Source organism: Deinococcus rubellus (assembly GCF_025244745.1).
Classification (GTDB): Bacteria; Deinococcota; Deinococci; order Deinococcales; family Deinococcaceae; genus Deinococcus; species Deinococcus rubellus.
On the sequence record NZ_CP104213.1, the window covers coordinates 766,347 to 790,150 of the forward strand.

Consider the following 23,804-nt stretch of genomic DNA (forward strand, 5'->3'; position numbering starts at 1 on the left):
AGAATGCGGCCCAGTGACGCGGGAACTTCAAATTGGAGCTGCCGGGAGGCAGTGGCCGTTTAGCCGGGGACTGGTGGCCGAATCGGTGCTCAACGCGGGCGCTTCGCCGGAAGTGGCGGCGGCGGTGGCCCGGCGGGTCGAGGCCCAGTTGCGGGCCGGGCGGCGCAGCAGCATTTCCACGGTGCAGCTCAAGGTCCTGCTGGTGGAGGTGGCCCAGGACATCGGCGGCCCGGCGCTGTCGGCCTCCACCCAGCGGCAGACCGCTGCCTTCGAGGACATTCTGGTCACCGCCAAAAAGGGTGAGCTGCCGTTCTCGCGTGGGGTCCTGGCGCGCAGCCTGGAAGATACCGGCCTGTCGCCGCGCGAGGCCTACGCGGTGGCCAGCCAGATCGATCTGCGGCTGCGTCAGCAGGGGGTCCGGTCGCTGAGCGTCGCAGAGATCGACGACCTCACCGAGCGCACCCTGCAAGACCTCTACGGCGAGCAGCTCAAGCTGACCTACCGTTTTCTGCGCGAGAACCGGGGCCGTCTGGGGGTCATGGGCAGCGGCGGCGACGCGCCCGCGCCGTTTTCCAAGGGTATTCTGACCCAGTCGTTGCTGGCCGCCGGGGTGCCGCCCGACTCGGCCCGCAAGGTGGCCCGCGTGACCCAGCGCCAGTTGCGCGGCGCGGAAGACCGACTGGTCGAGCGCCGGGTGATCCGCGAGCGGGTCGAGCAATTGCTGGAAGCGGAAGTGGGGCCGGAGGTGGCGGCGCGCTACCGCCTGCTGCAGGTCATCCGCCACCCGCCGCGCCCGCTGGTCATTTTGCTGGGCGGCGTCAGCGGCACCGGCAAGAGCTACCTGGCCGCCGAGATCGCTTACCGGCTGGGCATCGCCCGCGTGGTCAGCACCGACAGCATCAGAGAAGTGATGCGCTCGATGGTGTCTCCGGCCCTGCTGCCCACCCTGCATGCCTCGACCTTCAGTGCCTGGCAGGCGCTGGTCGATCCCAACGCCGAGCAGCCCGACCACCCCAGCACCGAGGCGCTGCTGGCCGGGTTCCGTGAGCAGGTGCAGCAGGTCAGCGTGGGCCTCGACGCCGTGGTGCGCCGCAGCATCGAGGAGGGCATGAGCGTGGTGCTGGAGGGCGTGCATCTGGTGCCGGGGTACCTCAGCGCCCGGCACGGGGCCATCGTGATCCCGATGCTGGTGACCTTGCCCGACGAGGACGAACACCGCCGCCACTTCGAGTCCCGCGACAAGCAGACCACCCAGAGCCGCCCACTGCACCGCTACATGCGCTACTTCGAGGAAATCCGGGCCATGCAGGACGATCTGGAAGCGCTGGCCCGGCGGCTGGACGTGCCGCTGCTCGACAGCCTGTCGATTGACGAATCCGCCGATCAGGCCGTGGACGTGGTGATGCGCCGCCTGCTGACCGAGCTGTCGCCTGCCGAGCGCCTGAACTTGCTGGGCCAGGAAGACCTGAGACTGGAGGAGATCGGGCTGGCGAAGGCCGCCGAACCGCTGGAGTCCGGGCGCAAGCTGCCCTGATCGGGGTTCAGCTCCCCAGAAACCGCCGCAGTTCGTCAATCGAGTGGCTGTTGCCGATCAGCACCAGCTTGTCGTGCGGGCGCAATTCTTCCTCGGCGCGCGGCGTGATCTCGATGCGTCCGCTGCGGTTGATGGCAATCACCTGCACCCCGAAGCGGTTACTCAGGTTGAGGTCCTTGAGAGTGCCGCGCAGCCGCTCATTGGCCTCGATCTCGACGATGGCGTAGTCGCTGCCCAGGTCGAGCGTGTCCACGATATTGGGGGTGGCGATCTGGCGGGCCAGCCGCACGCCCATGTCGTGTTCGGGCCGGATCACCAGGTCCGCACCGACGCGCTCCAGCACGCGCCGGGCCATCTCGTCAATGGCCTTGCAGACCACGTACTGCGCGCCCAGGCTCTTGGCGTTCATGGTCGCCAGAATGTTGGCCTGTACGTCGGTGCCAATACCCACGATCACCACGTCGAAGTCGGCCACGCCAATCGAGCGCAGCGCCCGCTCCTCGGTGGCGTCTAGAATGGCCGCGTGTGTGACCAGATTGAGCACCCGCTCGACGTTTTCTTCTTTCTGGTCCACGGCGACGACCTCGTGGCCCATCTCGTACAGGGTGGTCGCCACTGCCGTTCCGAAGCGGCCCAGGCCAATGACCAGGCATTGTTTGGCTTTCATAGAAGTGGGGTGTGGGGTGCGGGGTGTGGGGTGTGCGAAGGAAGCTGGGGCATCTAGAACTGGAGTCTAGGGCATTTGGAGAAAGGTGGGATTAGCCGATCAAGATGTCGCGCTCGGGAGGATATTTGACCAGCTCGCTCCTGGGGCGGTTGCCGAAGGCCACGGCGAAGGTCAGCGGCCCGATGCGGCCCAGATACATCAGGACCAGCAAGATCAGTTGCTGGGTGGGACTCGTCAGCGGCGTGGCGTTCATGCTCAGGCCCACCGTGCCGAAGGCGCTGACGGCTTCGAAAAAGAGCTGCTCGAAGGTCAGGTTGTTGGCGTGGTTGGTGGTCAGCAGCAGCAGCACGCCGGTATTGACGAGTCCCATGCTCAGCAGCGTCACGGTCATGGCCCGCATGACGGTTTCGCGGGCCACCCGCCGCCCGAAGGCCACCAGCTCGCCGCGCCCGCGCACCAGGCTGATGGCGGCCATCATCATCACGAAGAAGGTGGAGGTCTTGATGCCGCCGCCTGTCGAGCCGGGATTGGCTCCGATAAACATCAGGATGATGGTGATAAAGATGGTCGGCTGGCTCAGCGCCGAGTAATCGACGGTATTGAATCCGGCGGTGCGCGGCGTCACGCTCTGAAAGAAGCCGACCAGCAGTTTGTCACCGAAGGGCAGCGGCCCCAGGGTGGCGGGGTTGTTCCACTCGAAGAGCAAAAACAGCAGCATGCCGATCAGCAGCAGCGCGCCCATGACCGTCAGCACGATCTTGCTGTGGACCAGAATGCGGTCGCGCCGGGGGCGACGCCAGTGGCTGAGCAGATTGATCTGCACGATAAAACCCATGCCGCCCAGGATGACCAGGCCGCCGATGACCAGAGTGACGAAGGGATCGCGGGCAAAGCCCATCAGGTTGTCGGCGTACAAGCTGAATCCGGCGTTGTTGTAGGCGGTGACCGCGTGAAAAACGGCGGTGTACAGGCCGCGTCCCCAACCCTGCTCCGGCACGAAGCGCAGGGTCAGCAGCAGCGTGCCGATCAGCTCGGCGCTGAAGGTGAAGATAAAAATCTGGCGGATCAGCCGCACCACCCCGCCCACCTCGAAGGCCGAGACCTGCTGCGCCAGCCGCACCCGTTCGGAAAAATTGATGCGCCGCCCCAGCAGGAAGGCGAACAGCGTGCCGAAGGTGATGATGCCCAGTCCGCCGATCTGGACCAGTGCCAGGACGACGAGCTGCCCGAACACGTTGAAGGTGCTGCCCACATCGACCACCACCAGCCCGGTGACGCACAGCGCACTGGTGGACATGAACAGCGCCTGCACCCAGCTCAGGCTGTGGCCCGGTTGGTGGGCGAGCGGCGAGCCGAGCAGCAGTGCGCCGACCAGAATGGTCACGGCAAACGTCAGGGCGATGAGCTGTGGGGGGCTGAATTTGCTGAAATTAAACAGCTTGAAACTGAACCGGCTGAGGAGGGGGCGTCGCATGGCAGAAGGGCGATTCTACACCCAGGCCCCGGGCCACGCGCCGCCTTGCCCTGCTTCTCGGCCAGCCTTCTCAGCTATACTTCCAAGCTATGCCCCGCTCCTCTCCCCAGAAAAATGCCCGCCCTGACCGGGGCACGGCCCGCAAGGCCCGCCGCCCCAGCGGCCCGACCGGCCCCGCCGCCGAGTACGAGATCGAGGCGCTCAGCGGCCTGGAAGGAGTGGCGCAGGAGGAACTCAGCGCCGTGCCGGGCGCGCGTGATATCCGGGGGGGGCGCTTCTGGTTTCCCGGCGACCCCACCCGCCTGACCCGCTTGAAGGGCAGCGTGGCCGTCTACCGGGTCAAGACCTTCGATGTGCCGCGTCCCAAAGCGCTGCTCGGCCACCAACAGCTCGGTGATCTGGCGGCCTTTCTGCGCCCGGTGATCGCGTACGGCGGCCACCAGAGCTTCCGTTTGTCGGCGGCGGGCCGCGAGTCGGCCACCATGCGGCGGCTGGCCGAGGAACTCGAAACCTCGCTGGGCATCCCCTACCACCCCGAGGAGGGCGAACTGTTGATCCGGCTGCGCCCCACCGAGAACCCCAACCGCATTCCCGAGCCCGTGGAGGAGAAGCGTGAGGCCCACTGGGAGCGTTCGCCCGAGGAGCGCCCGGCCCGCCGGGGTCAGCGCGGTGCGGCGGGCCGCCCTGGACATTCATCCGCTCAGGCACCGGAGTGGCCCGAAGAGGAGGAGCTGGAACCGCAGCCTGCGCCTGAACCCCGCTTCGAGACCGGCTGGGACGTGCTGGCCCGCCTGACCCCGCGCCCGCTGTCGGCCCGTGCCTGGCGGGTGTGCAACATGGCAGGCGGCCTCAATGCCACCATCGCCTACGCCGTGTTCAAGCTGGCCGGGGTGCGCGACGCTGACCGCATCTTCAACCCGATGAGCGGCAGCGGTACGTTGCTGATCGAGCGCGATTTGCTGGGGCCGAGCATGGCGCTGGTGGGTGTGGACACCGACCCTGACGCCGTGCGCTGTGCCCAGCAGAACATCGGGGCGGCCAAACGCACCATCGAGGTGGCGCAGGTGGACGCCCTGAACACCGGGCTGCCGCCGCGCAGCTTCGATCTGATCGTGGCCGATCTGCCCTGGGGCGACGCGATCACCGTCAAGGGCGGCAACGAGGCGCTGTATACCGGGTTCCTGAAGGAGATGCACCGCCTCTGCTCGCGCCAGGGCCGGATGGTGGTGCTGACCCACGAACTCAGGCTGTTCGAGCGCCTGATGGCCGAGCAGGACCGCTGGCACGCCCACGAACTGTTTCAGGTCTACAGCGGCGGACACCACCCGAAGGCGTATCTGCTCAGCCGGGTGTAGAGGCTCGCGGTCTGATGACCTGCTCTACTTCACTTTCACCGCTTTCCCAATCGGCTGTTTCTTGACCCAGGCCACGAATTTCTGCACACCCTCATGCTCCTGTAAGGCCTCCAGCGAGCCGTAAAATCCGGCCAGTTCCGAGTTGGAGAAGGTGGTGTGAACGTAGTTGTGGCACGCAGCGCAGAGGCCCACGCTGGGCAAATCCTGCACCTTGATGCCCTGGCGACGGCCCCGTGAGATCGGTGTCAGGTGGTGCTGGGTCAGGGTGGGCGTCTCGCGCTGGCACAGAGCGCAGGTCAGCGCCTCGGCGGCGGGCAGCGGTTCGGGCCAGGTGTTGGGGGTTTTGCGGGCCATGCATGCAGCCTAGCGCTTGCCGAGCCTTTAGACTCTGCTCCATGCAAGCTCTCGTCTCGGCCATTCAGCAGCACGGCGTCATTTTGCCCGGCGGTATTCTCAAGGTGGACGGGCTGGTCAACCACCAGTTGCTGCCCGACCTCACCCGCGAGATGGGGCGGCGCTTCGCCGATTGCTTCCGCGAACTGAACCCCAGCAAGGTGCTGACCATCGAGGTGAGCGGCATCGCCCCGGCACTGATGACGGCTATCGAACTCGGCGTGCCGATGGTGTACGCCCGCAAGAAAAAGCCCATCACCATGAGGGAGCCGTCGTTCACGGCCCGGTCGGTGAGCCGCACCAAGGGCGGGGTCGTCGATCTGTTCGTGTCGAGTGAGTTTCTGGGGCCGGAGGACCGGGTCATCGTCATCGACGACTTTCTGGCGTCGGGCGGCACTTTGCGGGCGCTTGCCAGCATGATCGAGCTGAGCGGGGCCGAGCTGCTGGGCCTGGGCTGCGTCATCGAGAAGGCCTTCGAGCATGGCCGTGAGCAGTTGGCCGACCTGAACGTGCCGATTCACACGCTGGCGAACATCCTCGAACTCAGTGAGGAAAAGGGCGTGGTGGTGGTGGAAGGCCGCTGACGGACGCGGCTCACGCCCCATTTGCCGTTCCTTGACCCAGCCGCTATTCCGGACGCTCCCGATCTAAGCTGAGGCCATGACCATGCGCCCCAATCCGCTGCTCGGCGACCCGACCAAAAGCCGGGTCGTGATCGCCACCTATCCCGAGTACCTCCAGGCGCAGCGGGCGGTGGATTACCTGTCGGACCACAAGTTCCCGGTGGAGCGCACCGCCATCGTGGGTGAGGGCCTGAAAACTGTGGAGCAGGTCACGGGCCGCCTCGACTGGACGCGGGCGCTCAGCCTTGGCATGGGCCAGGGCGCGGTGATGGGGGTCTTTATCGGCGTGATTTTCTCTTTCCTGGGCTTTGGTGGTGCGGGACGTGGGTTTCTGCCGCTGCTGATCGACGGTCTCCTGATCGGCGTCATGATCGGCGCGGTGTGGGGGCTCCTGAGCTACGCGCTGAGTGGCGGGCGGCGCGACTTTACCAGCGTCGGCGGCATGCGGGCCGACCATTACAGTGTGCTGTGCGACGGCGAGGTGTCCGAACGCGCCCAGTCGCTACTCTCGGAGATGCCGGGCTGAGGGATACTCCCGACTGGCCCCCCGTCTGGCCCTAGACTACGCTTCACATGACCCAGTCCAAGACCAATCTGGAGCTTCAGGAACTCATCGCCGAGATGGAGCAGCGCCGCGCCGCCGTGGAAGCGGGTGGCGGTGAGGCCCGGCAGCAAAAGCAGCGCGACGCCGGAAAGCTGACGGCCAGAGGGCGCATCGATGCTCTGCTCGACCCCGGCAGCTTTCTGGAATACGGCACCTTCACCGAACACGGCGGTGGGGCGCTGATGCGCGGCGTCTCGGCCCCCGGTGAGGGCGTCGTCACCGGGAGCGGCAGCATCGATGGGCGGCAGGTGTTCGTCTTCTCGCAGGATTTCACGGTGCTGGGCGGTTCGCTGGGCAAACGCAACGCCCAGAAAGTCGCCAAGATCATGGATCTGGCTGCCAGGACTGGCTGCCCGATCATTGGCCTCAACGACTCGGCGGGGGCCAGGATTCAGGAAGGCGTGGACAGTCTCAGCGGCTACGGGGAGATTTTTTACCGCAACGCGATTTATTCCGGGGTCGTGCCGCAGATCAGCGCCATTCTGGGGCCGTGCGCGGGCGGGGCTGTCTACTCGCCCGCCCTCACCGACTTCATTCTGATGAGCCGGGGCAGCAGCTTCATGTTCATCACTGGCCCGGAAGTCATTAAAAGCGTGACCCGCGAGGAAGTCACCTTCGACGAGCTGGGCGGCGCGGACGTGCACACCCGCAAGTCCGGCGTGGCCCACCTGGAATTCGACGGCGACGAGGCGGTGCTGGCGGGCATTCGTCGGCTTCTCCAGTACCTGCCGCAGAACGCCCGCCAGAAGCCGCCGCCCCGCCGGACCAGCGATTCGTCCAGCCGCCCGACACCCGAACTGCTGGAGCGCGTCACGCCCGACCAGCGCCGCCCCTACGCCATGCACGACGTGATTCACAGCGTCGTGGACGAGGGAACGTTTTTCGAGATTCAGCCGGACTGGGCCAAGAACATCCTCTGCGGCTTCGCTCACCTCGGCGGCGAGGTGGTGGGCATCGTCGCCAACAACCCCAAGGTCATGGCCGGAACGCTGAATATCGACGCCTCCGACAAGGCCGCCCGCTTTATCCGCACCTGCGACTGCTACAACGTCCCCATTCTGACGTTGGTGGACGTGACGGGCTTTTTGCCCGGCGTGGCGCAGGAACACGCGGGCATCATCCGGCACGGCGCGAAGATGCTCTACGCCTACGCCGAGGCCAGCGTGCCGAAAATCACCCTGATCACCCGCAAGAGTTACGGCGGGGCCTACCTTGCCATGAACAGCCGCGATATGGGCGCGGACGTGGTCTACGCCTGGCCCACCGCCGCCGTCGCCGTGATGGGCGCGGAGGGGGCGGCCAACATCGTCTACCGCCGCGAGATTCAGAACTCCGAGAACCCCGAGGCCACCCGCGCCGAGAAGATCGCCGAGTACAAGGACACCTTCGACAATCCCTACGTGGCCGCCGCCAAGGGCTACATCGACGACGTGATTCCGATGGAAGATACCCGCCGCCGCTTGATTGCCACCTTCAAGATGCTGGCAGACAAACAGGAGCAGCGGCCCTACCGGAAGCACGGGAACGAACCTTTGTAAGGGAGAGGCTCCGTGCGGCTCAGCCGCTTTCGTTCTCCAGCGCGCTCGGCAACTCCGGCCACTGCTCGCGCAGCCAGGCCAGCAGATGGAGGTAGGTTTGCCCATGACTGGTGGCGTGCCGGGCTGGAGGCACGCCAGGGTGCAGCGGGATGCGCCAGTGTTGCCCCACCAGCCGCGCCCGCAGATGCTGGGTGCCGATCAGCGGTATCGGGTCGCCGTCGAGCGAGATGGCCACGACCTCGGAGGTGTCGGGCAGCGGCGCGGCCACCGCCCGGCCCAGCGCCGTCGGGCTGAACGCCAGGCCCCGCAGACCGTGCAGTCCTGCCGCGTACTGCACCAGCCCGCCGCCCAGCGAGTGCCCGGCCAGGGTCAGTGGCAGGTCGGGCAGGCGGCGTCCCCGCTCGGCCTGCACCAGCGCCGTGATCTCGGCAGCCACCTCGAACAGGCGCGGCAATCTGCCCAGCACGTTGAGCACGTCGGCCCCGAACTGCCGCGCCTCGCTGGGAAAGGTGCGCAGCTGCGAATCCGAGTGGCTGGTATTGGTGCCGCCCAGCACCAGCACCAGTTGCTCGGGGCGCACATACAGTGCGAACACCAGCCCACTGGCGGCGTGCAGCACGTTGGGCCGTCCGGGTTCCTGGCGCAGCACGCCCAGTGGGATCACCTCGGGCCACTGCCAGAACTCGCCCCCGTAGGCCGAGAGCGTGTCCTGGGCGCTGGGCATATCCCAGTCGCGCCGCTCCCAGGCAGGGTACAGGCACAGTGAAGCAGCGCAGTCGGCCAGCAGTTGGAAGGCCACCCCCTCGCCTCCGGCCCACAGCGCCTCCAGGGCCGCCTCGCCGCTGAGCGTGCCGGGTGGCAACTCGCGCTGCGAGAGCGGCGGCCAGACCTGTCCCCACGTCACCCCGCTCAGCTTGGGCCAGGGATTCAGGTGCATGGGAAGCGGCAGGCGGCGCATCGGCTAGCCGGACGATCCATCAGATCCGGCAGCCTCCGGCAACTCTCCTGCGGCCAACCAGGGCCGGGCCGCTGCGAAGTCACTCAGGGCGGCGGGCTCGATGAGCAGATCGTCGCCGCTGCGGGTGGCCTGCCCGGACTGCACCCATTTGTTGAGTTCGGCCTCCACACGCTGCTGCACCCGGCGCAGCGGCATGGCGCTGGCTCCCTCCACGCCGCGCCAGTCCAGGAAAGCGCGGTGGAAGTCCGGTAGATCATCGAGCGGCACACGGGCTTCCAGATCCCGCCAGGACAGAGTGAATTTTTTCGCAGGCGGCGTGGACATAGCGCCATTGTGGCGGCTGGGTCGGCAGCTGGCTATTGAGCAACTGCCCAGACGGCGCTCATCCCGTCATTTTGCGTTTGGGTTCGTACCCTCGCGGCTGAAATTTAGAATCAGATTGCCGCTGCTGACAGTGCCGTTAACGATGCCGTTGCGGTTGTAGCTGATCAGCACACTGCCGTCGCTCAGTGAGAGCAGGGCAAAGTGGCCGTTGAGGGCCGTAAACGTCACGGGTGTATTGCCGCGCACTTTCCAGACATAGCCGCTGCGTTTGCCAAGCGGGTCTTCAGCCGCCGCTGCCTGCGCCGCCGTGATGTTGAAGGCTTCGGGCAGGGCCGAGTAACCTTCGGGAAAGCGCATCTCGCCGGTACCCAAATCGAGGCTGATGCCGCGCAGCAGGGCTGTGCCGCCCGCGTCGCCGAAAGTCAGGCGGCTGCTGCTTTTCAGGACGCTGAGCCGCACCAATTTACCGCTGGGCTGGAGTTCTTGCTGAATGACCAGGTAGCGCCGGAAATCGTCCTCGCTGATCTTGACCCGTTTGTCGTAGAGCGGGGCCATGCCGCGCTCGGCGCTCACCTGCATCTGGTCGAGCAGACGTGGATCGCCGCCCGCGTCGAGCACCCGGCGGCGCACCTCGGTCATCGAGAAGCGGGCGCGCGTTTCCATCACCTGCGCCATCTGGCCGCTGACCGGCAGCAGCGGCGTGAGCTTGCTGCGCCAGTCGCCCGCATTGGTCTGGGGGCCGATCTGGACCGTCGCGGCCAGGCTCCAGGCGCTCCATACCCCCGCTCCGCCGCATAGGGAGAGCACGCCCAGGACAGGCGCAAGGCGGCGAAGCGGGCGGGACAGCATGCGAAGGGAAGCATAGCGGGTGCAAGTGAGAAGTTGCCCCTGGCGCGCAGAAAGGCTCCTCATCTGCCTGGGGGGCCGCCCGCTGTGGGCGCGGTGCAGGCCGCCGTGTTAGCCTCGGTCCATGCCGCTTCCCGAATCCTCTTTGCCGACTGCCGCCGACCTTTCCCCCTTCGTGGAGGCGGGTCTGCGCGACCTCGCCGGGCTGGTCGCCTTCGAGAGCGTCAGCGCCCAGCGCCGGATGCTGCCGGAAACCGCCGCCGCCGTGACCCGGTTGCTGGAGGCCGAGGGCTTCACAGTGCGCCAGTATCCCGGCGAGGTGGCTCCCATTCTGGTGGCCGAGGCAGGCGAGGGGCCACGCACCCTGCTGATCTACAACCACTACGACGTGCAGCCGGAAAGCCCGCTGGAGCTGTGGGACTCGCCGCCGTTCGTGCTGACCGAGCGCGGTGAACGGCTCTACGGGCGGGGGGCCAGTGACGACAAGGGCGAGTTCGTCTCGCGTCTGGCGGCCATCCGGGCGGTGAAGGCCAGAAACAGCGGCGCGCTCCCGCTGAAGGTGCGCTGGATCATCGAGGGTGAGGAGGAGGTTGGCAGCCCCAGCCTGGGCGACTTCGTGGCGCAGCACGCCGCCGAGTTGCGGGCGGACGGTTGCTGGTGGGAGTTCGGTAGCGTCACGCCCGACGGCACGCCGCAGCTCTTTCTGGGCCTCAAGGGCATCGTCTGTCTGGAGCTGCGCTGCCGGGTGGCCGACTCGGATCTGCACAGCAGTCTCGGCGCGGTGGTCGAGAATCCGCTGTGGCGACTGGCGGCGGCGGTGGCCAGTCTGCGCGACGCGGCGGGCCAGGTCATGATTCCCGGCTTCCACGACGATGTTCGCGCGCCCAGCGACGCCGACCTGCAAGCGGTGGCGGCCCTGCCCGACGCCCGCACCCCGCTGCAAGAGACCTATCAGGTCAGCCGCTTTCTGGGCGACGCTGCCGAGCATCAGCGCCGCAGCAACTTCATGCCGGTGGTCAACGTCAACGGTTTTCACGGCGGCTACGGCGAGGCAGGCAGCAAAACCGTGTTGCCCGCCTCCGGCTTCGTCAAGCTCGATTTCCGGCTGGTGCCGGATCAGGATCCGGCGAAGGTGGTCTCACTTTTGCGTGCCCACCTGGCGGCCCAGGGCTTCGGCGACATCGAGGTCGTCGAGCTGGAATCGCATGAGTTTCCGGGGCGTACGCCCGCCGACGCGCCGTTTGTCGCCACCGTGCGGGAAGCGCTGGAGGCCGTCTACGGCAAGGCCCCACAGGTCTTTCCGTCGAGCGGCGGCAGCGGCCCGGTTCACGCCTTTCTGCACCACCTCGGCCTGCCGGTGGCGATGATGGGCATCGGCAACCTCGGCGGGCGGGTCCACGCACCCAACGAGAACATCCTGCGGCGCGATTTTGCCTCAGGTGTCAGATTTGGGGTGGTGCTGCTGGAAGCGCTGGCGCGGGGAGAGTGAGCGTTCAGGGCTGAACGGGGATGGGGATACTCGGCACCCGTTCCACTTCCGGTAGGGCGGCCCCGATAAAGTCGCAGTGACGCTTCCTGCCCACCCGGAATTATTCAGCACGTCCAGCAAAAAATCCCGCCAGTTCAGCGGGATTTTTTGCTCGTTTCGGGTTTACTTCTCCAGCACGTAGGCTTTCTCGATCTTGTCGGGCGTGCCGGGGTAACCGGGCTGGATGCGCGTCAGCTTGTCGAGCACGTCCTGGCCTTCCACGACCTGACCGAAGACGGTGTGCTTGCCGTTGAGGTGCGGGGTGGGGCCGAAGGTGATGAAAAACTGCGAGCCGTTGGTGGCGGGGCCGCTATTGGCCATGCTCAGCACGCCCTTCTTGTCGTGGTGGTGCGAGTTGAACTCGTCGGCGAATTTGTAGCCGGGTCCGCCCGAGCCGGTGCCGGTGGGGTCGCCGGTCTGGGCCATGAAGTCCTGAAGTACCCGGTGAAACACGATGCTGTCGTAGTAGTGGTGGCGAATCAGGTACACGAAGCTGTTCACCGTCATCGGCGCTTCATCGGGGTACAGGTCCATGACGATGCGGCCCTTGCTGGTCTCGAACACGGCCTGGTAAGCCTTACCGGGTTGAATCGCCTCGCCCATCTTGGGGGCGCTGCTGAACTTGGTCTGGCGCTCGCTGCTCAGGGCGCTCATCTGGGTGTAGCCGTCTTTGGTGTAAGTATTGGTATCTGACATGACCCACATTGTAGCGGCTCCGGCTCATGAGAACGCTTGAAAAAGCGCCAAGGCCGGGGCCAGTCTCCAGGGCGCGCTCAGGGTTTGGTGACGATCCGCACACTCAGGAGCTTGTCCGGCACTGCGCCGGGGATCGGGGTCTCGCCGCCCTGGCCGGAGGTGGCGGTGCGGGTCAGCTTGGTCAGCACGTCGTCGCCGCCCACCACCTTGCCAAACAGGCTGTAGCCGCCGTTGAGGAAGGTGGACGGAGCGAAAGTGATGAAAAATTGCGAGCCGTTGGTGTTGGGGCCGCTGTTGGCCATCGCCAGCATACCCGGCTTGTCAAACACCAGCTTGCTGCGGATCTCGTCAGGGAACTGGTAGCCGGGGCCACCCTGACCCCAGGTCGCCTTCTTGCTCTCGTCAGCGCTGCCGGGGTCGCCGGTCTGGGCCATGAAGTTGTCGATGACGCGGTGAAAGCGCTGGCCGTCGTAGAAGTGGTTGCGCGCCAGATACACGAAGTTGTTGACCGTCACCGGCACGTCGTTATTCAGCAGCTCGGCCACGATCTGGCCCTTGTCGGTGTCGATGACGGCGTAGTAGTTCTTGCTGTCGTCAAGTGTCATGGGGGGCGCGGCCTTGAAGGTCCGCAGCGGCGTCTTGCTCAGCTCCGGGACCAGCGTGTAGCCGCTGGGAATCGCGGCGGGCGCGGTCACGACGGTCTCGGTTTTGGTGGGGTCAGTCTTGGTGGGGTCAGCCGCCGGGGTGGCGGTCTTGGCTGGATCGGTGGTCGCCGCGTCCGTTTTGGTCGTGTCCGTCGTCGCGGTCTCGGTTTTGGTGGTGTCGGTGGTCGCCGTGTCTTTTTTCTGGCAGGCGGCCAGACTCAGGGTCAGCAGGGTCAGGAGGGCTAAGCGCTTCACCGCGCCAGTCTAGAGGATGCCCCGATGAGACATGAAGATGAAACGCGGGGATGAGACAGACAGATGAGCGCAGTCGAGCGTGGGCGGGCGGCACCCGGCCCGGCTGAGCTAGACTCGCGGGCGTGATTGTGACGATTGACGGCGTGGCGGCCAGCGGAAAATCCAGCGTGGCCAGTGGCGTGGCCCGCCGCCTGAATATTCCCTACGTGTCCAGCGGCCTGCTCTACCGGGCGGCCACCTTACTGGCGCTCGAAGCTGGCACCGACCTGGGTGACGCCCCGGCCCTGATTGCCCTGCTGAGCGGCTCGCCGCTGCGCCTGGAGCCGCTGCCGGAAGGCAACCGGATTTTTCTGACCCCAGTGGGCGAGCAGGAGACGGGGGCCGAGCGCGACCTGACGGCGGACGCCCATACCAGCGCGGTGGACGCCGGGGTCAGTGCCTTAGCCCAGCTCCCCGAGCTGCGCGAGTGGGTCAACGCCCAGCTCCGGGCGCTCACCCCGCCGTTCGTGGCCGAGGGGCGTGACATGGGCACGGCAGTCTTCCCGCAGGCGCAGGCCAAGTTCTTTCTGACGGCCTCGCCGCGCGTGCGGGCGCTGCGGCGGGTCAAGGAGCGCCTCGAAGACGTGGCGGAGGTGGAGGCCGCGCTGGTCGCCCGCGACGCCAAAGACAAAGCGCAGTCGGCCCCCGCTGCCGACGCCCAATTGATCGACACCAGCACGCTTGATCTCTCCGGCGTGATCGCGGCGGTGCTGCGGGGTCTTCATCAACCCGCATCTTCCGACTTATCATAAGCGCCGATGCCTTCCGCTCATCTGCTCGCTGATCAGCCGCTCGTCTCGGTGGGCGACCTCGCCTGGGACGTGCTGGCCAAACCCGACACCCTGCTGCTGCCCGGCGGCGACACCACCGGGCGCATGGAACTCTCGCCCGGCGGGAGCGCAGCCAACCTGGCAGTGTGGGCCCGGCGGCTGGGCCACCCCAGCACCTTTGTCGGCAAGATCGGCACCGGCCGTTTCGGAGAACTGGCGCAGGCGGGCCTGGAAGACGAGGGCGTGAAGGCCGAGGTGATTCGCACGCCCGACCACCCCACCGGGGTCATTCTCGCCTTGATCGACCACCGGGGCCAGCGGGCCATGCTGACCGGGCAGGGGGCCGACTGGGAACTGCTGCCGGAAGAATTGCCGCAGGCGGTGCTGCTCGGGGCGGGCCACGTTCACCTGACCGCCTGGAGCCTCTTTCGCGATCCGCCGCGCGGTGCAGCGCTGGCCGCCGCCCGGCTGGCCGAGCAGGCGGGGGCCACCCTGAGCCTCGATCCCGGCAGCTTTCAGATGATTCAGCAGGTGGGCCGCGAGAATTTCCTCGACTGGATCAGCGCCGTGCCGTTCGATATCTTCTTCCCGAACGCCGACGAGGCCCGCGCCATGAGCGGCAAGAAAAACTCCGAGGCGGCCCTGAGATGGTTGCGCGGGCAGTATCCCAAAGCGCTGATCGTGCTGAAAATGGACGAGGACGGCGCGCTGCTCGAAGGCCCTGCCACCCCGCGCACCCACGTCCCTGCCACCCCCGACACCCTGCTCGACGCCACGGGAGCCGGGGACGCCTTCGGCGGCGCGTTTCTGGCGCATTATCTGACGCATGGTGATCCGGTGAGGGCGGCGCAGGTGGCCGCGCAGGTGGGCGGCTGGGTGGTGTCGCGCTTCGGGGCGCGTCCAGCGATGGACGAGGCGCTCCGGCTGAGGTTGCAGCCGTTCGGGCTGATGGGTCTTGAAGCGGTGACCGGGTGACCCGTCTGCGCCCGCGCCGCCCGGCCTGGCAGCGCGCCCTCTTCTGGATCTTCTTTTTGCTCCTGCTGGCTGTAATCCTGGCTGCCGCTTACGCCTACAGCCTGACCCAGAGTCCCGGCGGCAAAGCCTACACCCTGGAAATCACGCCCGGCGATACCCTGGCGGCCAAGGCCAGCGAACTCCAGCAAAAGGGCGTCATCAAAAATGCCGACGTGCTGCGGCTGGTCATGCGTCAGCGTGGCACGGCGGGCAAGCTCAAGGAAGGGCTGTACGATCTGCCCGCCGACCAGACCGTCTTCCAGGTGGCCGACGATCTGGCGGGCAACCCGCGCATTCCCACCGTCAGCGTCACCATTCCTGAGGGCAAGCGCCTCAAGGACCTGCCCGCCATCATCACGGCGGCGGGGCTGAGCAATGCGGTAGCCATCAACGCCGCCATGCGGGATGTGGCGCTTAGTCCGGCAGCGCAGGCGGGAGGGGCCAGCAATCTGGAGGGCTTTCTGTTTCCGGCGACCTACCCGTTCCGGCCCAAGGCCAGCGCCAGGGACATCATCGGGGCGATGGCCGACCGGATGACCCAGGAGTTCACGCCCGCGCGGGTGGCGGGGGCCAAAAAGCTCAACCTCAGCATCTACCAGTGGGTCACGCTGGCCAGCATGGTGCAGGCCGAGGCCGCCAACACGGGTGAGATGCCAGTGGTGGCGGGCGTCTTTGTCAACCGCCTCAAGGAAGGCATCGCCCTGGGCAGTGACCCCACCGTCGCCTACGGCCTGGGCAAAGACCTGCCGGATCTGGACCGCTCGGCGGGCGACTTCACCAAGGACACCCCCTACAGCACCTACACCCGCATGGGACTTCCCAAAGGTCCCATCAATAATCCCGGCGAGGCGGCCTTGACCAGCATCCTGAATGCCAGGCTGACCACCGCCAACGGCAAGGCGGCCCTTTACTTCTTGCACGGCACCGACGGCACGATTCACGTCAACAACGACTATGCCGCCCACCAGCGAGACATCGCCCGCTACCGCTGAGGGCGTGGGGCAGGCGACTGAGGCGTGCGAGGACAGGCTCCTCGCCTCTCATGTCGCCGCTCCCACAGGTATATTCGCCCTTGCTACACTACCCCCCGTGTCCAGAATCGCCGCCTTACCACTTCAAAACAGTTTATGAACCGTTCTTTTCCCCGCTACGTGTTCAAAGAAGTCTGGCCGCTCTACGCGGCGGGCGTGCTGCTGTTTTTCTTTTTACAGATGACCGATTACATCAGCGGCATCGTGGGCGTGCTGCTGTCGTACCACACCGGGCTGCTCAAGGGGATGACGCTGCTGAGCTACGTGCTGCCCAACATCCTCAATAAATGTCTGGTGGTGGCGGTGCCGTTTGCGCTGCTGATGGGCTTCGGGCGGCTGGCCAAGGACAGCGAATTCAAGGCGGCCTACGCGGGTGGAGTGCCTCCACTGGGGCTGCTGTGGCCGCTGCTGCTGCCCGCGCTGGTTGTGGGAGCCGTCGTCTACGGCAATGCGGGCTACCTGACGCCTACCGGCAACGCCCGGTATTTCAATTACTTTTATACCGGCATCTACCAGCAGGTGGTGCAGACCCCCACCACCGAGAACTACGCCCACGCCGAGGGCGGTAATTTCTTCACGGCGGGGCGGGTCGAGAGCCTGGGCAACGGCGGCCCGGACACCCTCTCGGCCCTGACCGGCGTGGTCGTGCAGACGCCGGGGGGGACCTACAGTGCAGGCAGCGGGCGCTGGGACGCGGCGGCCAGAACCTGGACACTGCTGGGCGGCTACAAAGTCGACCCGTCAGGCCAGGTCACGGCGCTGACGAGTGCAACCACCTTCACCCAGACCGACGTGATCGCCCGCCCGCCGCCGCCCAACGACCAGAGCAGCACGCCCGAGTTGCGTGCCCAACTGGCCCAGCAGCAGAGCGGCACTGAAGTCTACCGCCGCACCGCTTACGAACTCAGCCGCCGCCTGGCCGATGCGTTCACGCCGCTGGTGTTCGTGCTGGCCGCCGGAGCGCTGGGCCTGGGCCTCAGCAACCGGGCCTGGGCGGTAGGCGCAGTCATTCTCTTCCTGGCAATTTTCTACGCCCTGTGGAATACCGCCCCGCAACTGGCCGCCGTGGGCGCGTTGACCCCGCTGCTGGCCGCCTGGCTGCCCAATCTGGTGTTTACCGTGTTCGGTCTGGTGCTGGCCTGGCGGCTGCGGTGAGCCGTTCTGCGCCTTCCTCTCCCAGCGTTCGCCGCTCCGCGCCCTCGACGGGCCGCCTCAACCGCTACCTGTTGGAAGAGATTCTGCCGTTTTTGCTCGCTGGGCTGGCGGTCACCATCCTGCTGCTGCTGCTGGCGGCCTTGCAGGCGGTGATCGCACCGCTGCTGGCCAAGGGCGCAAATCCCCTGCTGGTCGCCAAGCTGGTGGCCCTGCAACTGCCCTATGCGGTATCGCAGGGCCTGCCCATCGCCCTCTTGTTCGCCACCCTGCTGGGACTCTCTCGCCTCTCCGCCGACTCGGAAATCAAGGCGATGCAGGCCAGTGGCGTGTCGCCTGCCAGGCTGTTTGGGCCGGTGATGGCGCTGGGGCTGATCGTCACCTTGCTCAGCTTCGCGGTGGGCGAACTGCTGACCCCACGTGCCAAGGTGCAGGCCCTGAGCGTGCAGCGCGAGATCGTCCTCGACAATCCCCGCGTGGCCGGACTGGGTGGGCCGGGGGCAGGTGGTAAGGCGCTGGTGTTGCGCGACGCCTTCGGGCGGGCCATTAGCGTGGCAGATGTGGAACCGGGCGGCGAGCTGCGCGGCCTGAGCATCGCCAGCCTGCGTGGCGGCGAGGTGGCCCGCGAGATCATCACCGCCAGGCGCGGCCACCTGAATGCGGGCAGCAATGTGCTGGAACTCTTTGACGGCCAGCGCATCACCTACCAGAATGAGAAACCCTCCACGGTGCTGAGTTTCGAGCGCGGCACGCTGCCGGTGCAGGACTTGCAGGCCAGCTTCAAGGGCGGCGACGAACTCAAGCCGGTCTTTTTGCCGCTGCGCGTCCTGTGGAAGCGGGTGCAGGACTACCGCGCCCAGAACATCAACGCCCCGCAGGAATTCACCGCCCTCCAGCGCAAGTTCGCCGAGCCGGTGGCGGCGCTGTGCATGGCCTTTTTCGCTGCTGCGCTGGCCGTCTTCTCGTTTCGCAGCAACCTGAATATCGGGCTGGTGTGGGTGCTGCTGCTGACCTTCTTGTATTACGCCACCTGGAGCGTCTTCCGGGTGATGGGCGAGAACGGCGCGCTGCCCGCTGTGCTGGCCGCCTGGACACCCGACGCGCTGTATCTGCTGGCCGGTGTGGGCCTGCTGTGGGTCGCGGCGCGGCGCTGAAGGCTGGGCCGGGTGGGGCTTTGGGCAGACGTTAAGAAAAGCTGGACTGCCCGCTTCAGGCGCGGGCGCGTATCATGCAACACAGTGAAAAAGGGAGAGTGGAAGCTCTTCCATTTCTGTCGGCGCAGGCGCTGACCTTCATTCTCAACACCGGCGACACCGGGTCTGCGAATTGTAGCAAGGAGACAGCATGAAAATCGGCATGATCGGGCTGGGCAAGATGGGCGGCAACATGGTGGCGCGGCTGCTGCAAGGTGGGCAGGACGTGGTGGCCTACGATTTGAGCGAGGACAACATCACGCTGGCCGAGGGCCGGGGAGCCGAGGGTGCCCGCACCATCGAGGAACTCATCAGCAAGTTGCCCGCGCCGCGTGCCGTGTGGGTGATGGTGCCGTCGGGCACGGCCACCGAGAGCACGGTCATGAATCTGGCTGACAAGATGCAGCCGGGCGACATCATCATCGACGGCGGCAACAGCAACTACAAAGACAGCCAGCGCCGCGCCAAGACCCTGGCCGAGCGCGGCATTAACTTTGTGGATGTGGGCACGTCCGGCGGGGTGTGGGGACTGAAAGAGGGCTACGCCATGATGGTTGGCGGCGATAAGGCGGCGGTCGAGAGCTTGACCCCGATTCTGGAAGTGCTGGCTCCGGCCAAGAACCAGGGCTGGGGAAGGATGGGTCCGGCGGGCAGTGGGCACTACGTCAAGATGGTTCACAACGGCATCGAGTACGGCATGATGCAGGCCTACGCCGAGGGCTTCGAGCTGATGCACGCCAAGACCGATATGAACCTCGACATGGCCCAGATTGCTGAGCTGTGGCGCTACGGCAGCGTGATCCGCTCGTGGCTGCTCGACCTGACCGCCGACGCCCTGAGCGGCGACCCGGAGTTCAGCGACCTGTCGGACTACGTGGCCGACTCGGGCGAGGGCCGCTGGACCGTGGTGGACGCCCTGAACGAGGGCATTCCCGCGCCGGTCATCACGCTCAGCGTGCAGATGCGCCTTCGCAGCCAGCAGAAGAGCAGCTACGCAGGCAAGATGCTCTCGGCCATGCGCCGCGCCTTCGGTGGGCACGCCGTCAAGAAAGTGGAAACGGAAGCGGAGGAGACGATCGTGCCCGAGGCCCACACCCCCGAGGCGGCCCGGCCCCAGAACATCCCGGCCTCAGGAACCAAAATGGACGGCGATACGGCCCGTCAGCTCGGTGAAAGTGGCAAAGTACCTGTCAACCCCAACCCTGAAGACACCGGGAACAAGGGCGCAGGCAACCAGAGTGAAGGTCAGGCGTAATGGCGGTCAAGAAAACGCCAGCGGTCCCGGCGGCCAGGAAGTCGGCTCCCGAGGCAGTGGCCAAGCTGCCCAAGACCAGCGCCACCACCAAGCGGACGGCCGCCAGGCCCCAGCCAGTCAGTAGCTCACCGATTGAGAGTGACGACGTGTTGCCGGGTGCGGCGGGGCATCAGCGCCCAGCCAAGGCCAGCCCAGCCAAGGCCAGTGCAGCCAAAGCCAGCCCAGTGAAGGCGAGTCCGGCGAAAGCGGGTGCCAAATCGAAAAAGGCCGCCCCGATGCCAGCTGTGCCGGAAGCTGCCGTCCCGGCCAAGACCCGCCGCCGGGGCAAGGCCGCCGACCCGCTGCTGACCCCAGCCGAGCAGGCCGACACCGTTCAGGTCATCAGCCAGATCAGTGCCCAGACGCTGCTGCCGGACGGCGACAACAATCCCTTTCGCACCGGCATGCGCCGCAGCCGCGCCCCGGAACCGGCCACCCTGGTCATCTTCGGGGCCACCGGCGACCTGGCCCGCCGCAAGCTGCTGCCCGCCGTGTTCGGGCTGTGGCAGGACGGTCTGCTGGGCAGCGCCTTCAACATCGTGGGCGTGGGCCGCCAGGAAATGACCGACGCGCAGTTCAAGGACTACGCCATCGAGGCGCTGAAAACCAGCAAGGAAACCGACGCGCCGCATCCCGGCAGCCTGGAGAAGTTCCGCGAGTTGCTGTATTACGAGTTCGGCGATTTCGGGGCCGACGACGTCTACGAAAAGGTCAAGACCCAGCTCGACGAGGCCGAGGAAGCGCACGGTGGGCGCAAGAACGCGCTGTTCTACCTCTCGACGCCGCCGAGCCTGTTCGAGCCGATCAGCAACGGGCTGGGCAGGCTGGGCCTGCAAGACCAGTCGGAAGGCTGGCGGCGCATCATCATCGAGAAACCCTTCGGAACGGATCTGGCCTCGGCCCGCCACCTGAATGCCACCATCCATACCGTCTGGGATGAAGCACAGGTCTACCGCATCGACCACTACCTGGGCAAGGAGACGGTGCAGAACCTGATGGCGATCCGCTTCGGCAACGCCATCTTCGAGCCGCTGTGGAACCGCGCCTACGTAGACCATATCCAGATCACCAACGCCGAGGACCTGGGGCTGGAAGGCCGCGCCGGGTACTACGAGGAAGCGGGTGTGGTGCGTGACATGCTGCAAAATCACCTGATGCAGGTGGTAGCGCTCACTGCCATGGAGCCGCCGGCCGCCTTCGATGCCGACGCGATCCGCGACGAGAAGGTCAAGGCGCTCAGGGCCATCAAGCGCATTCCGATTGAGCGCGTCTCCGAGGTGGCAGTGCGCGGACAGTACGGTCCCGGCACCCTCGACGGCGAGCATGTGCCCGGCTACCGTGAGGAACCCAACGTGCAGCCCGGCTCGGTGACCCCGACTTACGTGGCGGTCAAGTACGAGATCGACAACTGGAGATGGCAGGGCGTGCCGTTCTACGTCCGCAGCGGTAAACGGCTGCCCAAGAAGGTCACCGAGATCGCCGTGGTCTTCAAGCGCCCGCCGCTGGGCCTCTTTCCTGGTGGGCTGGAGCGCAATGTGCTGGCCTTCCGCATCCAGCCCGACGAGGGTGTGAGCCTCAAGTTTTCGAGCAAGACGCCGGGCCAGGAAAACCAGTTGCGGGAAGTCGTGATGGATTTCCGCTACGACGCCTTCGGTGCCCAGCTCGAAAGCCCTTACTCGCGCCTGCTGCTTGACGCGATGGTCGGGGACGCCACCCTGTTTCCCCGTGAGGACGAGGTCGATCAGGCCTGGCAGATCGTCTCGGGCATTCTGGAAGCCTGGGACGCGACCTCGCCCAATGCCGTACCCGCCCCGGAATTTCCCAACTATGACGCGGGTACCTGGGGACCGGACGCCGCCGACAAGCTGCTGGGGCCGGACCGCCGCTGGCGGCGCTTGTGACCGGCGCAGATTGGAGGAGTGAACCATGACTGCTGCTGCTGCTGCCAGCCGCCTGGCTCCGCTGGGGCCGCTGCCCACCAATGTCCGGGGCGCTCAGCGCACACTCGACGAGCTGTGGGCTCAGACCGACATCGAGACGCGGGCCTACACCGGCAACATCATCGCGCTGACCTCGCCGCAACACCAGGACCGGATTCAGGAAGCCCTGACCGGCCTGGAGGGGCGCTACGCTGGCCGCCAGATCATCGCCGTGATGGAACCGGCGGCCTCGGGGCGCATGAGCATCGACGCCCAGCTGGTGCCGCAGCAGGGCCTCTATATCGAGCGCTTGACCCTGCTCGCCAACCCCGGCCAGTTGCGCGGGGCCATCTTGCCACTGCTGCGCCCGGCCACCGTCAACCACGTCTGGTGGGCCTCGGACGATCCGCCCGGTGGGCCGCTGCTGCGCGAGCTGACCGAGATCGCCGATCAGGTGATTGCCGACAGTCTGAGGCTCGACATTCCCCCGGCCCGCCAGTACGCACTGGCCGATCTGGGCTGGTCGCGCTCGGCAGCCTGGCGCGAGGCGCTGGCACAGCTGTTTGACAGCAAGGACGCCGCCGCCGTGCTGGGGCGGGTCACCCGTCTCAAAGTCTGGTCGGGTGGCAGGAATGACCGGGCTGCCCGGCTCTACGCGGCCTGGGTCGCCAGTACCCTGGGCTGGAAGGATCTCAGCGCCGTGACCTTCGTGCGCGGCGACTGTGAGCGCCAGCACGGTGATCTGTGCGGCGTCGAACTGAATGGCCCCGGCGTGCGCTTCACCCTCAAGGCCAGCGGCGAGGAAGCGGTGCGCTCGACGGTCAAGTTTGATCATGTCAACCGTCAGACCTCGATGATGGTGCCGAGTATGACGCTGGCCGAGGGCCTGGGCCGGGTGATGGCCCGACCCGAGCGCGGCAGCGTGTTCGAGGCGGCCTGGACCCTGGCCCGCGCCAGTCTGGACCAGGCCGCGCCGCAGGAAGAGGGCCAGTAAGCGTGCTGCCAATGAACGTCCAGGTGTACCCGACCCCGCAGGCGACTGCCGGGGCCGCCGCCGAAGCCTTCGTCGGGGCGGCCCGGCAAGCGGTCAGCGAGCGGGGGGCCTTTCACGTGGCCCTTTCGGGCGGCAGCACGCCCAAGTTGATGTACGCCGCCCTACGTGCCCTGGACGTCTCCTGGGTGCAGGTCCATATCTACTTCAGCGACGAGCGCACCGTGGGGCCGGACGACGAGCAGAGCAATTACCACACCGCCAGGGTGGGTCTGCTCGACTTCGTGCCCATTCCAGCGTCGCAGATTCACCGCCTGGAAGGCGAGCGCGACCCCGCCGAGGCCGCCAGCGACTATGCTGCCCTGCTGCCCGCCCGTCTCGATCTGGTGCTGCTGGGCATGGGCGACGACGGTCACACTGCCTCGCTGTTTCCCGGCACGGCGGGCCTGAACCTGGGCGGGCGGGTCATCGCCAACGAGGTGCCGCAGCAGCACACCTGGCGGCTGAGCTTTACCTTCGACGAGATCAACGCGGCCCGTGCGCGCTGGCTGCTGGTCACCGGCGCGGTTAAGGCCCCGGTACTGGCCCAGCTCTGGCGCGGCGAGGGTGGGTATCCGGTACGGCAGGTCACTGATCCGGTGTGGTTTCTGGACGCTGCGGCAGCCCAGGACTTGCCCGCTTCCTGAGCCGCCTGATAACAGCGTTCAGTGAGCTGTTGGAGGGACGCAGGATCAGAGTTTGGCGCAGTTCTTTTTAGCCTCCCTGCATCACCCCTCGGTTTTTGCCGGACTTTTTGGCTGGGTAAAGGGCCTGCACGGCGTGGTGAAGTAGTGAGGCGACAGTGTTTCTGGATGTTCGGTTCGATACACCCACGCTGATGGTCAGCGGCCCATGTACGCGAATCAATTCTTCCACCGCCGCCCTTAGACCCTCTCCATGCACAGTGGCCTGCCCCAGCGTCA

Annotated in this window: 23 protein-coding genes; 15 read left to right on the forward strand and 8 right to left on the reverse strand. The window is 66.5% G+C overall.

Annotated elements, in window-relative coordinates; genetic code table 11:
* Positions 1 to 13: 13 nt before the first annotated feature.
* The gene (locus N0D28_RS04165) at positions 14 to 1,534 is read left to right on the forward strand and encodes a 2-phosphoglycerate kinase (RefSeq protein WP_260561123.1); all 1,521 of its coding nucleotides are present in this window, start codon (positions 14 to 16) and stop codon (positions 1,532 to 1,534) included.
* Positions 1,535 to 1,541: 7 nt separating this feature from the next.
* Here N0D28_RS04165 and N0D28_RS04170 read toward each other — a convergent pair whose 3' ends face one another.
* Positions 1,542 to 2,201 carry a potassium channel family protein gene (locus N0D28_RS04170; RefSeq protein WP_260561124.1) on the reverse strand — a complete coding sequence of 220 codons (660 nt, stop codon included), beginning with the start codon at positions 2,199 to 2,201 and terminating at the stop codon, positions 1,542 to 1,544.
* 91 nt (positions 2,202 to 2,292) lie between these two features.
* On the reverse strand, positions 2,293 to 3,675 hold the full coding sequence (locus N0D28_RS04175) for a TrkH family potassium uptake protein (protein WP_260561125.1): 1,383 nt from the start codon (positions 3,673 to 3,675) through the stop codon (positions 2,293 to 2,295).
* Between the two features lie 89 nt (positions 3,676 to 3,764).
* Here N0D28_RS04175 and N0D28_RS04180 point away from each other — a divergent pair, with 89 nt between their 5' ends.
* Complete coding sequence (locus tag N0D28_RS04180) at positions 3,765 to 5,030, forward strand: methyltransferase domain-containing protein (RefSeq protein ID WP_260561126.1); 1,266 nt, start codon at positions 3,765 to 3,767, stop codon at positions 5,028 to 5,030.
* A gap of 24 nt (positions 5,031 to 5,054) precedes the next feature.
* Here N0D28_RS04180 and N0D28_RS04185 read toward each other — a convergent pair whose 3' ends face one another.
* A complete protein-coding gene (locus N0D28_RS04185; protein ID WP_161883063.1) occupies positions 5,055 to 5,384 on the reverse strand; it encodes an HNH endonuclease in 330 nt (109 codons plus the stop codon).
* Positions 5,385 to 5,425: 41 nt separating this feature from the next.
* Between N0D28_RS04185 and xpt the strand changes: the two genes are divergently transcribed.
* From xpt to N0D28_RS04200, 3 genes are all read left to right on the forward strand, one after another.
* Entirely contained in the window at positions 5,426 to 6,007 is a 582-nt protein-coding gene (gene xpt / locus N0D28_RS04190; RefSeq protein WP_260561127.1) for a xanthine phosphoribosyltransferase, read from the forward strand.
* Positions 6,008 to 6,083: 76 nt separating this feature from the next.
* Positions 6,084 to 6,572, forward strand: coding sequence for a YflT domain-containing protein (locus N0D28_RS04195; RefSeq protein ID WP_260561128.1), 489 nt, complete (start codon positions 6,084 to 6,086; stop codon positions 6,570 to 6,572).
* Positions 6,573 to 6,619: 47 nt separating this feature from the next.
* A complete protein-coding gene (locus N0D28_RS04200) occupies positions 6,620 to 8,188 on the forward strand; it encodes an acyl-CoA carboxylase subunit beta (RefSeq protein ID WP_260561129.1) in 1,569 nt (522 codons plus the stop codon).
* 19 nt (positions 8,189 to 8,207) lie between these two features.
* On the opposite strand, the gene N0D28_RS04205 is transcribed toward N0D28_RS04200, so the two are convergent.
* The 3 genes from N0D28_RS04205 to N0D28_RS04215 all read right to left on the reverse strand — a co-directional run bounded on the left by N0D28_RS04205 (position 8,208) and on the right by N0D28_RS04215 (position 10,319).
* Positions 8,208 to 9,146 (reverse strand): alpha/beta fold hydrolase, encoded by a 939-nt coding sequence (locus N0D28_RS04205; protein ID WP_260561130.1) that lies wholly within the window; start codon positions 9,144 to 9,146, stop codon positions 8,208 to 8,210.
* Positions 9,147 to 9,149: 3 nt separating this feature from the next.
* Positions 9,150 to 9,470, reverse strand: coding sequence for a hypothetical protein (locus N0D28_RS04210; protein WP_260561131.1), 321 nt, complete (start codon positions 9,468 to 9,470; stop codon positions 9,150 to 9,152).
* A gap of 66 nt (positions 9,471 to 9,536) precedes the next feature.
* Positions 9,537 to 10,319, reverse strand: coding sequence for a hypothetical protein (locus N0D28_RS04215; protein WP_260561132.1), 783 nt, complete (start codon positions 10,317 to 10,319; stop codon positions 9,537 to 9,539).
* A gap of 121 nt (positions 10,320 to 10,440) precedes the next feature.
* On the opposite strand from N0D28_RS04215, the gene N0D28_RS04220 reads away from it, so the two are divergent.
* Positions 10,441 to 11,805, forward strand: coding sequence for a M20/M25/M40 family metallo-hydrolase (locus N0D28_RS04220; RefSeq protein ID WP_260561133.1), 1,365 nt, complete (start codon positions 10,441 to 10,443; stop codon positions 11,803 to 11,805).
* Between the two features lie 162 nt (positions 11,806 to 11,967).
* Here the strand turns inward: N0D28_RS04220 and N0D28_RS04225 are convergent, their stop codons facing one another.
* Together N0D28_RS04225 and N0D28_RS04230 are read right to left on the reverse strand one after the other, a co-directional pair.
* Positions 11,968 to 12,540: a peptidylprolyl isomerase gene (locus N0D28_RS04225; RefSeq protein ID WP_260561134.1), complete on the reverse strand. Its 573-nt coding sequence runs from the start codon at positions 12,538 to 12,540 to the stop codon at positions 11,968 to 11,970.
* 77 nt (positions 12,541 to 12,617) lie between these two features.
* Complete coding sequence (locus N0D28_RS04230) at positions 12,618 to 13,439, reverse strand: peptidylprolyl isomerase (RefSeq protein WP_260561135.1); 822 nt, start codon at positions 13,437 to 13,439, stop codon at positions 12,618 to 12,620.
* A 122-nt stretch (positions 13,440 to 13,561) separates the two neighbouring features.
* On the opposite strand from N0D28_RS04230, the gene cmk reads away from it, so the two are divergent.
* The 9 genes from cmk (at position 13,562) to pgl (ending at position 23,528) form a co-directional block, all read left to right on the forward strand.
* A complete protein-coding gene (gene cmk / locus N0D28_RS04235) occupies positions 13,562 to 14,230 on the forward strand; it encodes a (d)CMP kinase (protein WP_260561136.1) in 669 nt (222 codons plus the stop codon).
* Positions 14,231 to 14,236: 6 nt separating this feature from the next.
* Positions 14,237 to 15,223: a carbohydrate kinase family protein gene (locus N0D28_RS04240; RefSeq protein ID WP_260561137.1), complete on the forward strand. Its 987-nt coding sequence runs from the start codon at positions 14,237 to 14,239 to the stop codon at positions 15,221 to 15,223.
* On the forward strand, positions 15,220 to 16,254 hold the full coding sequence (gene mltG, locus N0D28_RS04245; protein WP_260561138.1) for an endolytic transglycosylase MltG: 1,035 nt from the start codon (positions 15,220 to 15,222) through the stop codon (positions 16,252 to 16,254). Before N0D28_RS04240 ends, mltG begins: the two co-directional genes overlap by 4 nt.
* Positions 16,255 to 16,389: 135 nt before the next feature.
* Complete coding sequence (locus tag N0D28_RS04250; RefSeq protein ID WP_260561139.1) at positions 16,390 to 17,448, forward strand: LptF/LptG family permease; 1,059 nt, start codon at positions 16,390 to 16,392, stop codon at positions 17,446 to 17,448.
* Entirely contained in the window at positions 17,445 to 18,599 is a 1,155-nt protein-coding gene (locus N0D28_RS04255) for an LptF/LptG family permease (RefSeq protein ID WP_376777655.1), read from the forward strand. The genes N0D28_RS04250 and N0D28_RS04255 overlap by 4 nt, the downstream gene beginning before the upstream one ends.
* Positions 18,600 to 18,789: 190 nt before the next feature.
* Positions 18,790 to 19,893, forward strand: a complete 1,104-nt coding sequence (gene gnd / locus N0D28_RS04260; RefSeq protein ID WP_260561140.1) for a phosphogluconate dehydrogenase (NAD(+)-dependent, decarboxylating) — start codon at positions 18,790 to 18,792, stop codon at positions 19,891 to 19,893.
* The gene (zwf, locus tag N0D28_RS04265) at positions 19,893 to 21,833 is read left to right on the forward strand and encodes a glucose-6-phosphate dehydrogenase (protein ID WP_260561141.1); all 1,941 of its coding nucleotides are present in this window, start codon (positions 19,893 to 19,895) and stop codon (positions 21,831 to 21,833) included. The genes gnd and zwf overlap by 1 nt, the downstream gene beginning before the upstream one ends.
* Before the next feature lie 25 nt (positions 21,834 to 21,858).
* Positions 21,859 to 22,845, forward strand: coding sequence for a glucose-6-phosphate dehydrogenase assembly protein OpcA (locus tag N0D28_RS04270; RefSeq protein WP_260561142.1), 987 nt, complete (start codon positions 21,859 to 21,861; stop codon positions 22,843 to 22,845).
* Positions 22,846 to 22,856: 11 nt separating this feature from the next.
* Positions 22,857 to 23,528: a 6-phosphogluconolactonase gene (gene pgl, locus N0D28_RS04275; RefSeq protein ID WP_260561833.1), complete on the forward strand. Its 672-nt coding sequence runs from the start codon at positions 22,857 to 22,859 to the stop codon at positions 23,526 to 23,528.
* Positions 23,529 to 23,804: the final 276 nt, after the last annotated feature.

Excerpts from the sequence above, each read along its gene's own strand:
- N0D28_RS04170 (WP_260561124.1), bottom strand. The coding sequence starts at position 2,201 with ATGAAAGCCAAACAATGCCTGGTCATTGGCCTGGGCCGCTTCGGAACG.
- N0D28_RS04175 (WP_260561125.1), bottom strand. The coding sequence starts at position 3,675 with ATGCGACGCCCCCTCCTCAGCCGGTTCAGTTTCAAGCTGTTTAATTTC.
- N0D28_RS04180 (WP_260561126.1), top strand. The coding sequence starts at position 3,765 with ATGCCCCGCTCCTCTCCCCAGAAAAATGCCCGCCCTGACCGGGGCACG.
- N0D28_RS04185 (WP_161883063.1), bottom strand. The coding sequence starts at position 5,384 with ATGGCCCGCAAAACCCCCAACACCTGGCCCGAACCGCTGCCCGCCGCC.
- xpt (WP_260561127.1), top strand. The coding sequence starts at position 5,426 with ATGCAAGCTCTCGTCTCGGCCATTCAGCAGCACGGCGTCATTTTGCCC.
- N0D28_RS04195 (WP_260561128.1), top strand. The coding sequence starts at position 6,084 with ATGACCATGCGCCCCAATCCGCTGCTCGGCGACCCGACCAAAAGCCGG.
- N0D28_RS04200 (WP_260561129.1), top strand. The coding sequence starts at position 6,620 with ATGACCCAGTCCAAGACCAATCTGGAGCTTCAGGAACTCATCGCCGAG.
- N0D28_RS04205 (WP_260561130.1), bottom strand. The coding sequence starts at position 9,146 with ATGCGCCGCCTGCCGCTTCCCATGCACCTGAATCCCTGGCCCAAGCTG.
- N0D28_RS04210 (WP_260561131.1), bottom strand. The coding sequence starts at position 9,470 with ATGTCCACGCCGCCTGCGAAAAAATTCACTCTGTCCTGGCGGGATCTG.
- N0D28_RS04215 (WP_260561132.1), bottom strand. The coding sequence starts at position 10,319 with ATGCTGTCCCGCCCGCTTCGCCGCCTTGCGCCTGTCCTGGGCGTGCTC.
- N0D28_RS04220 (WP_260561133.1), top strand. The coding sequence starts at position 10,441 with ATGCCGCTTCCCGAATCCTCTTTGCCGACTGCCGCCGACCTTTCCCCC.
- N0D28_RS04225 (WP_260561134.1), bottom strand. The coding sequence starts at position 12,540 with ATGTCAGATACCAATACTTACACCAAAGACGGCTACACCCAGATGAGC.
- N0D28_RS04240 (WP_260561137.1), top strand. The coding sequence starts at position 14,237 with ATGCCTTCCGCTCATCTGCTCGCTGATCAGCCGCTCGTCTCGGTGGGC.
- N0D28_RS04250 (WP_260561139.1), top strand. The coding sequence starts at position 16,390 with ATGAACCGTTCTTTTCCCCGCTACGTGTTCAAAGAAGTCTGGCCGCTC.
- gnd (WP_260561140.1), top strand. The coding sequence starts at position 18,790 with ATGAAAATCGGCATGATCGGGCTGGGCAAGATGGGCGGCAACATGGTG.
- zwf (WP_260561141.1), top strand. The coding sequence starts at position 19,893 with ATGGCGGTCAAGAAAACGCCAGCGGTCCCGGCGGCCAGGAAGTCGGCT.
- N0D28_RS04270 (WP_260561142.1), top strand. The coding sequence starts at position 21,859 with ATGACTGCTGCTGCTGCTGCCAGCCGCCTGGCTCCGCTGGGGCCGCTG.
- pgl (WP_260561833.1), top strand. The coding sequence starts at position 22,857 with ATGAACGTCCAGGTGTACCCGACCCCGCAGGCGACTGCCGGGGCCGCC.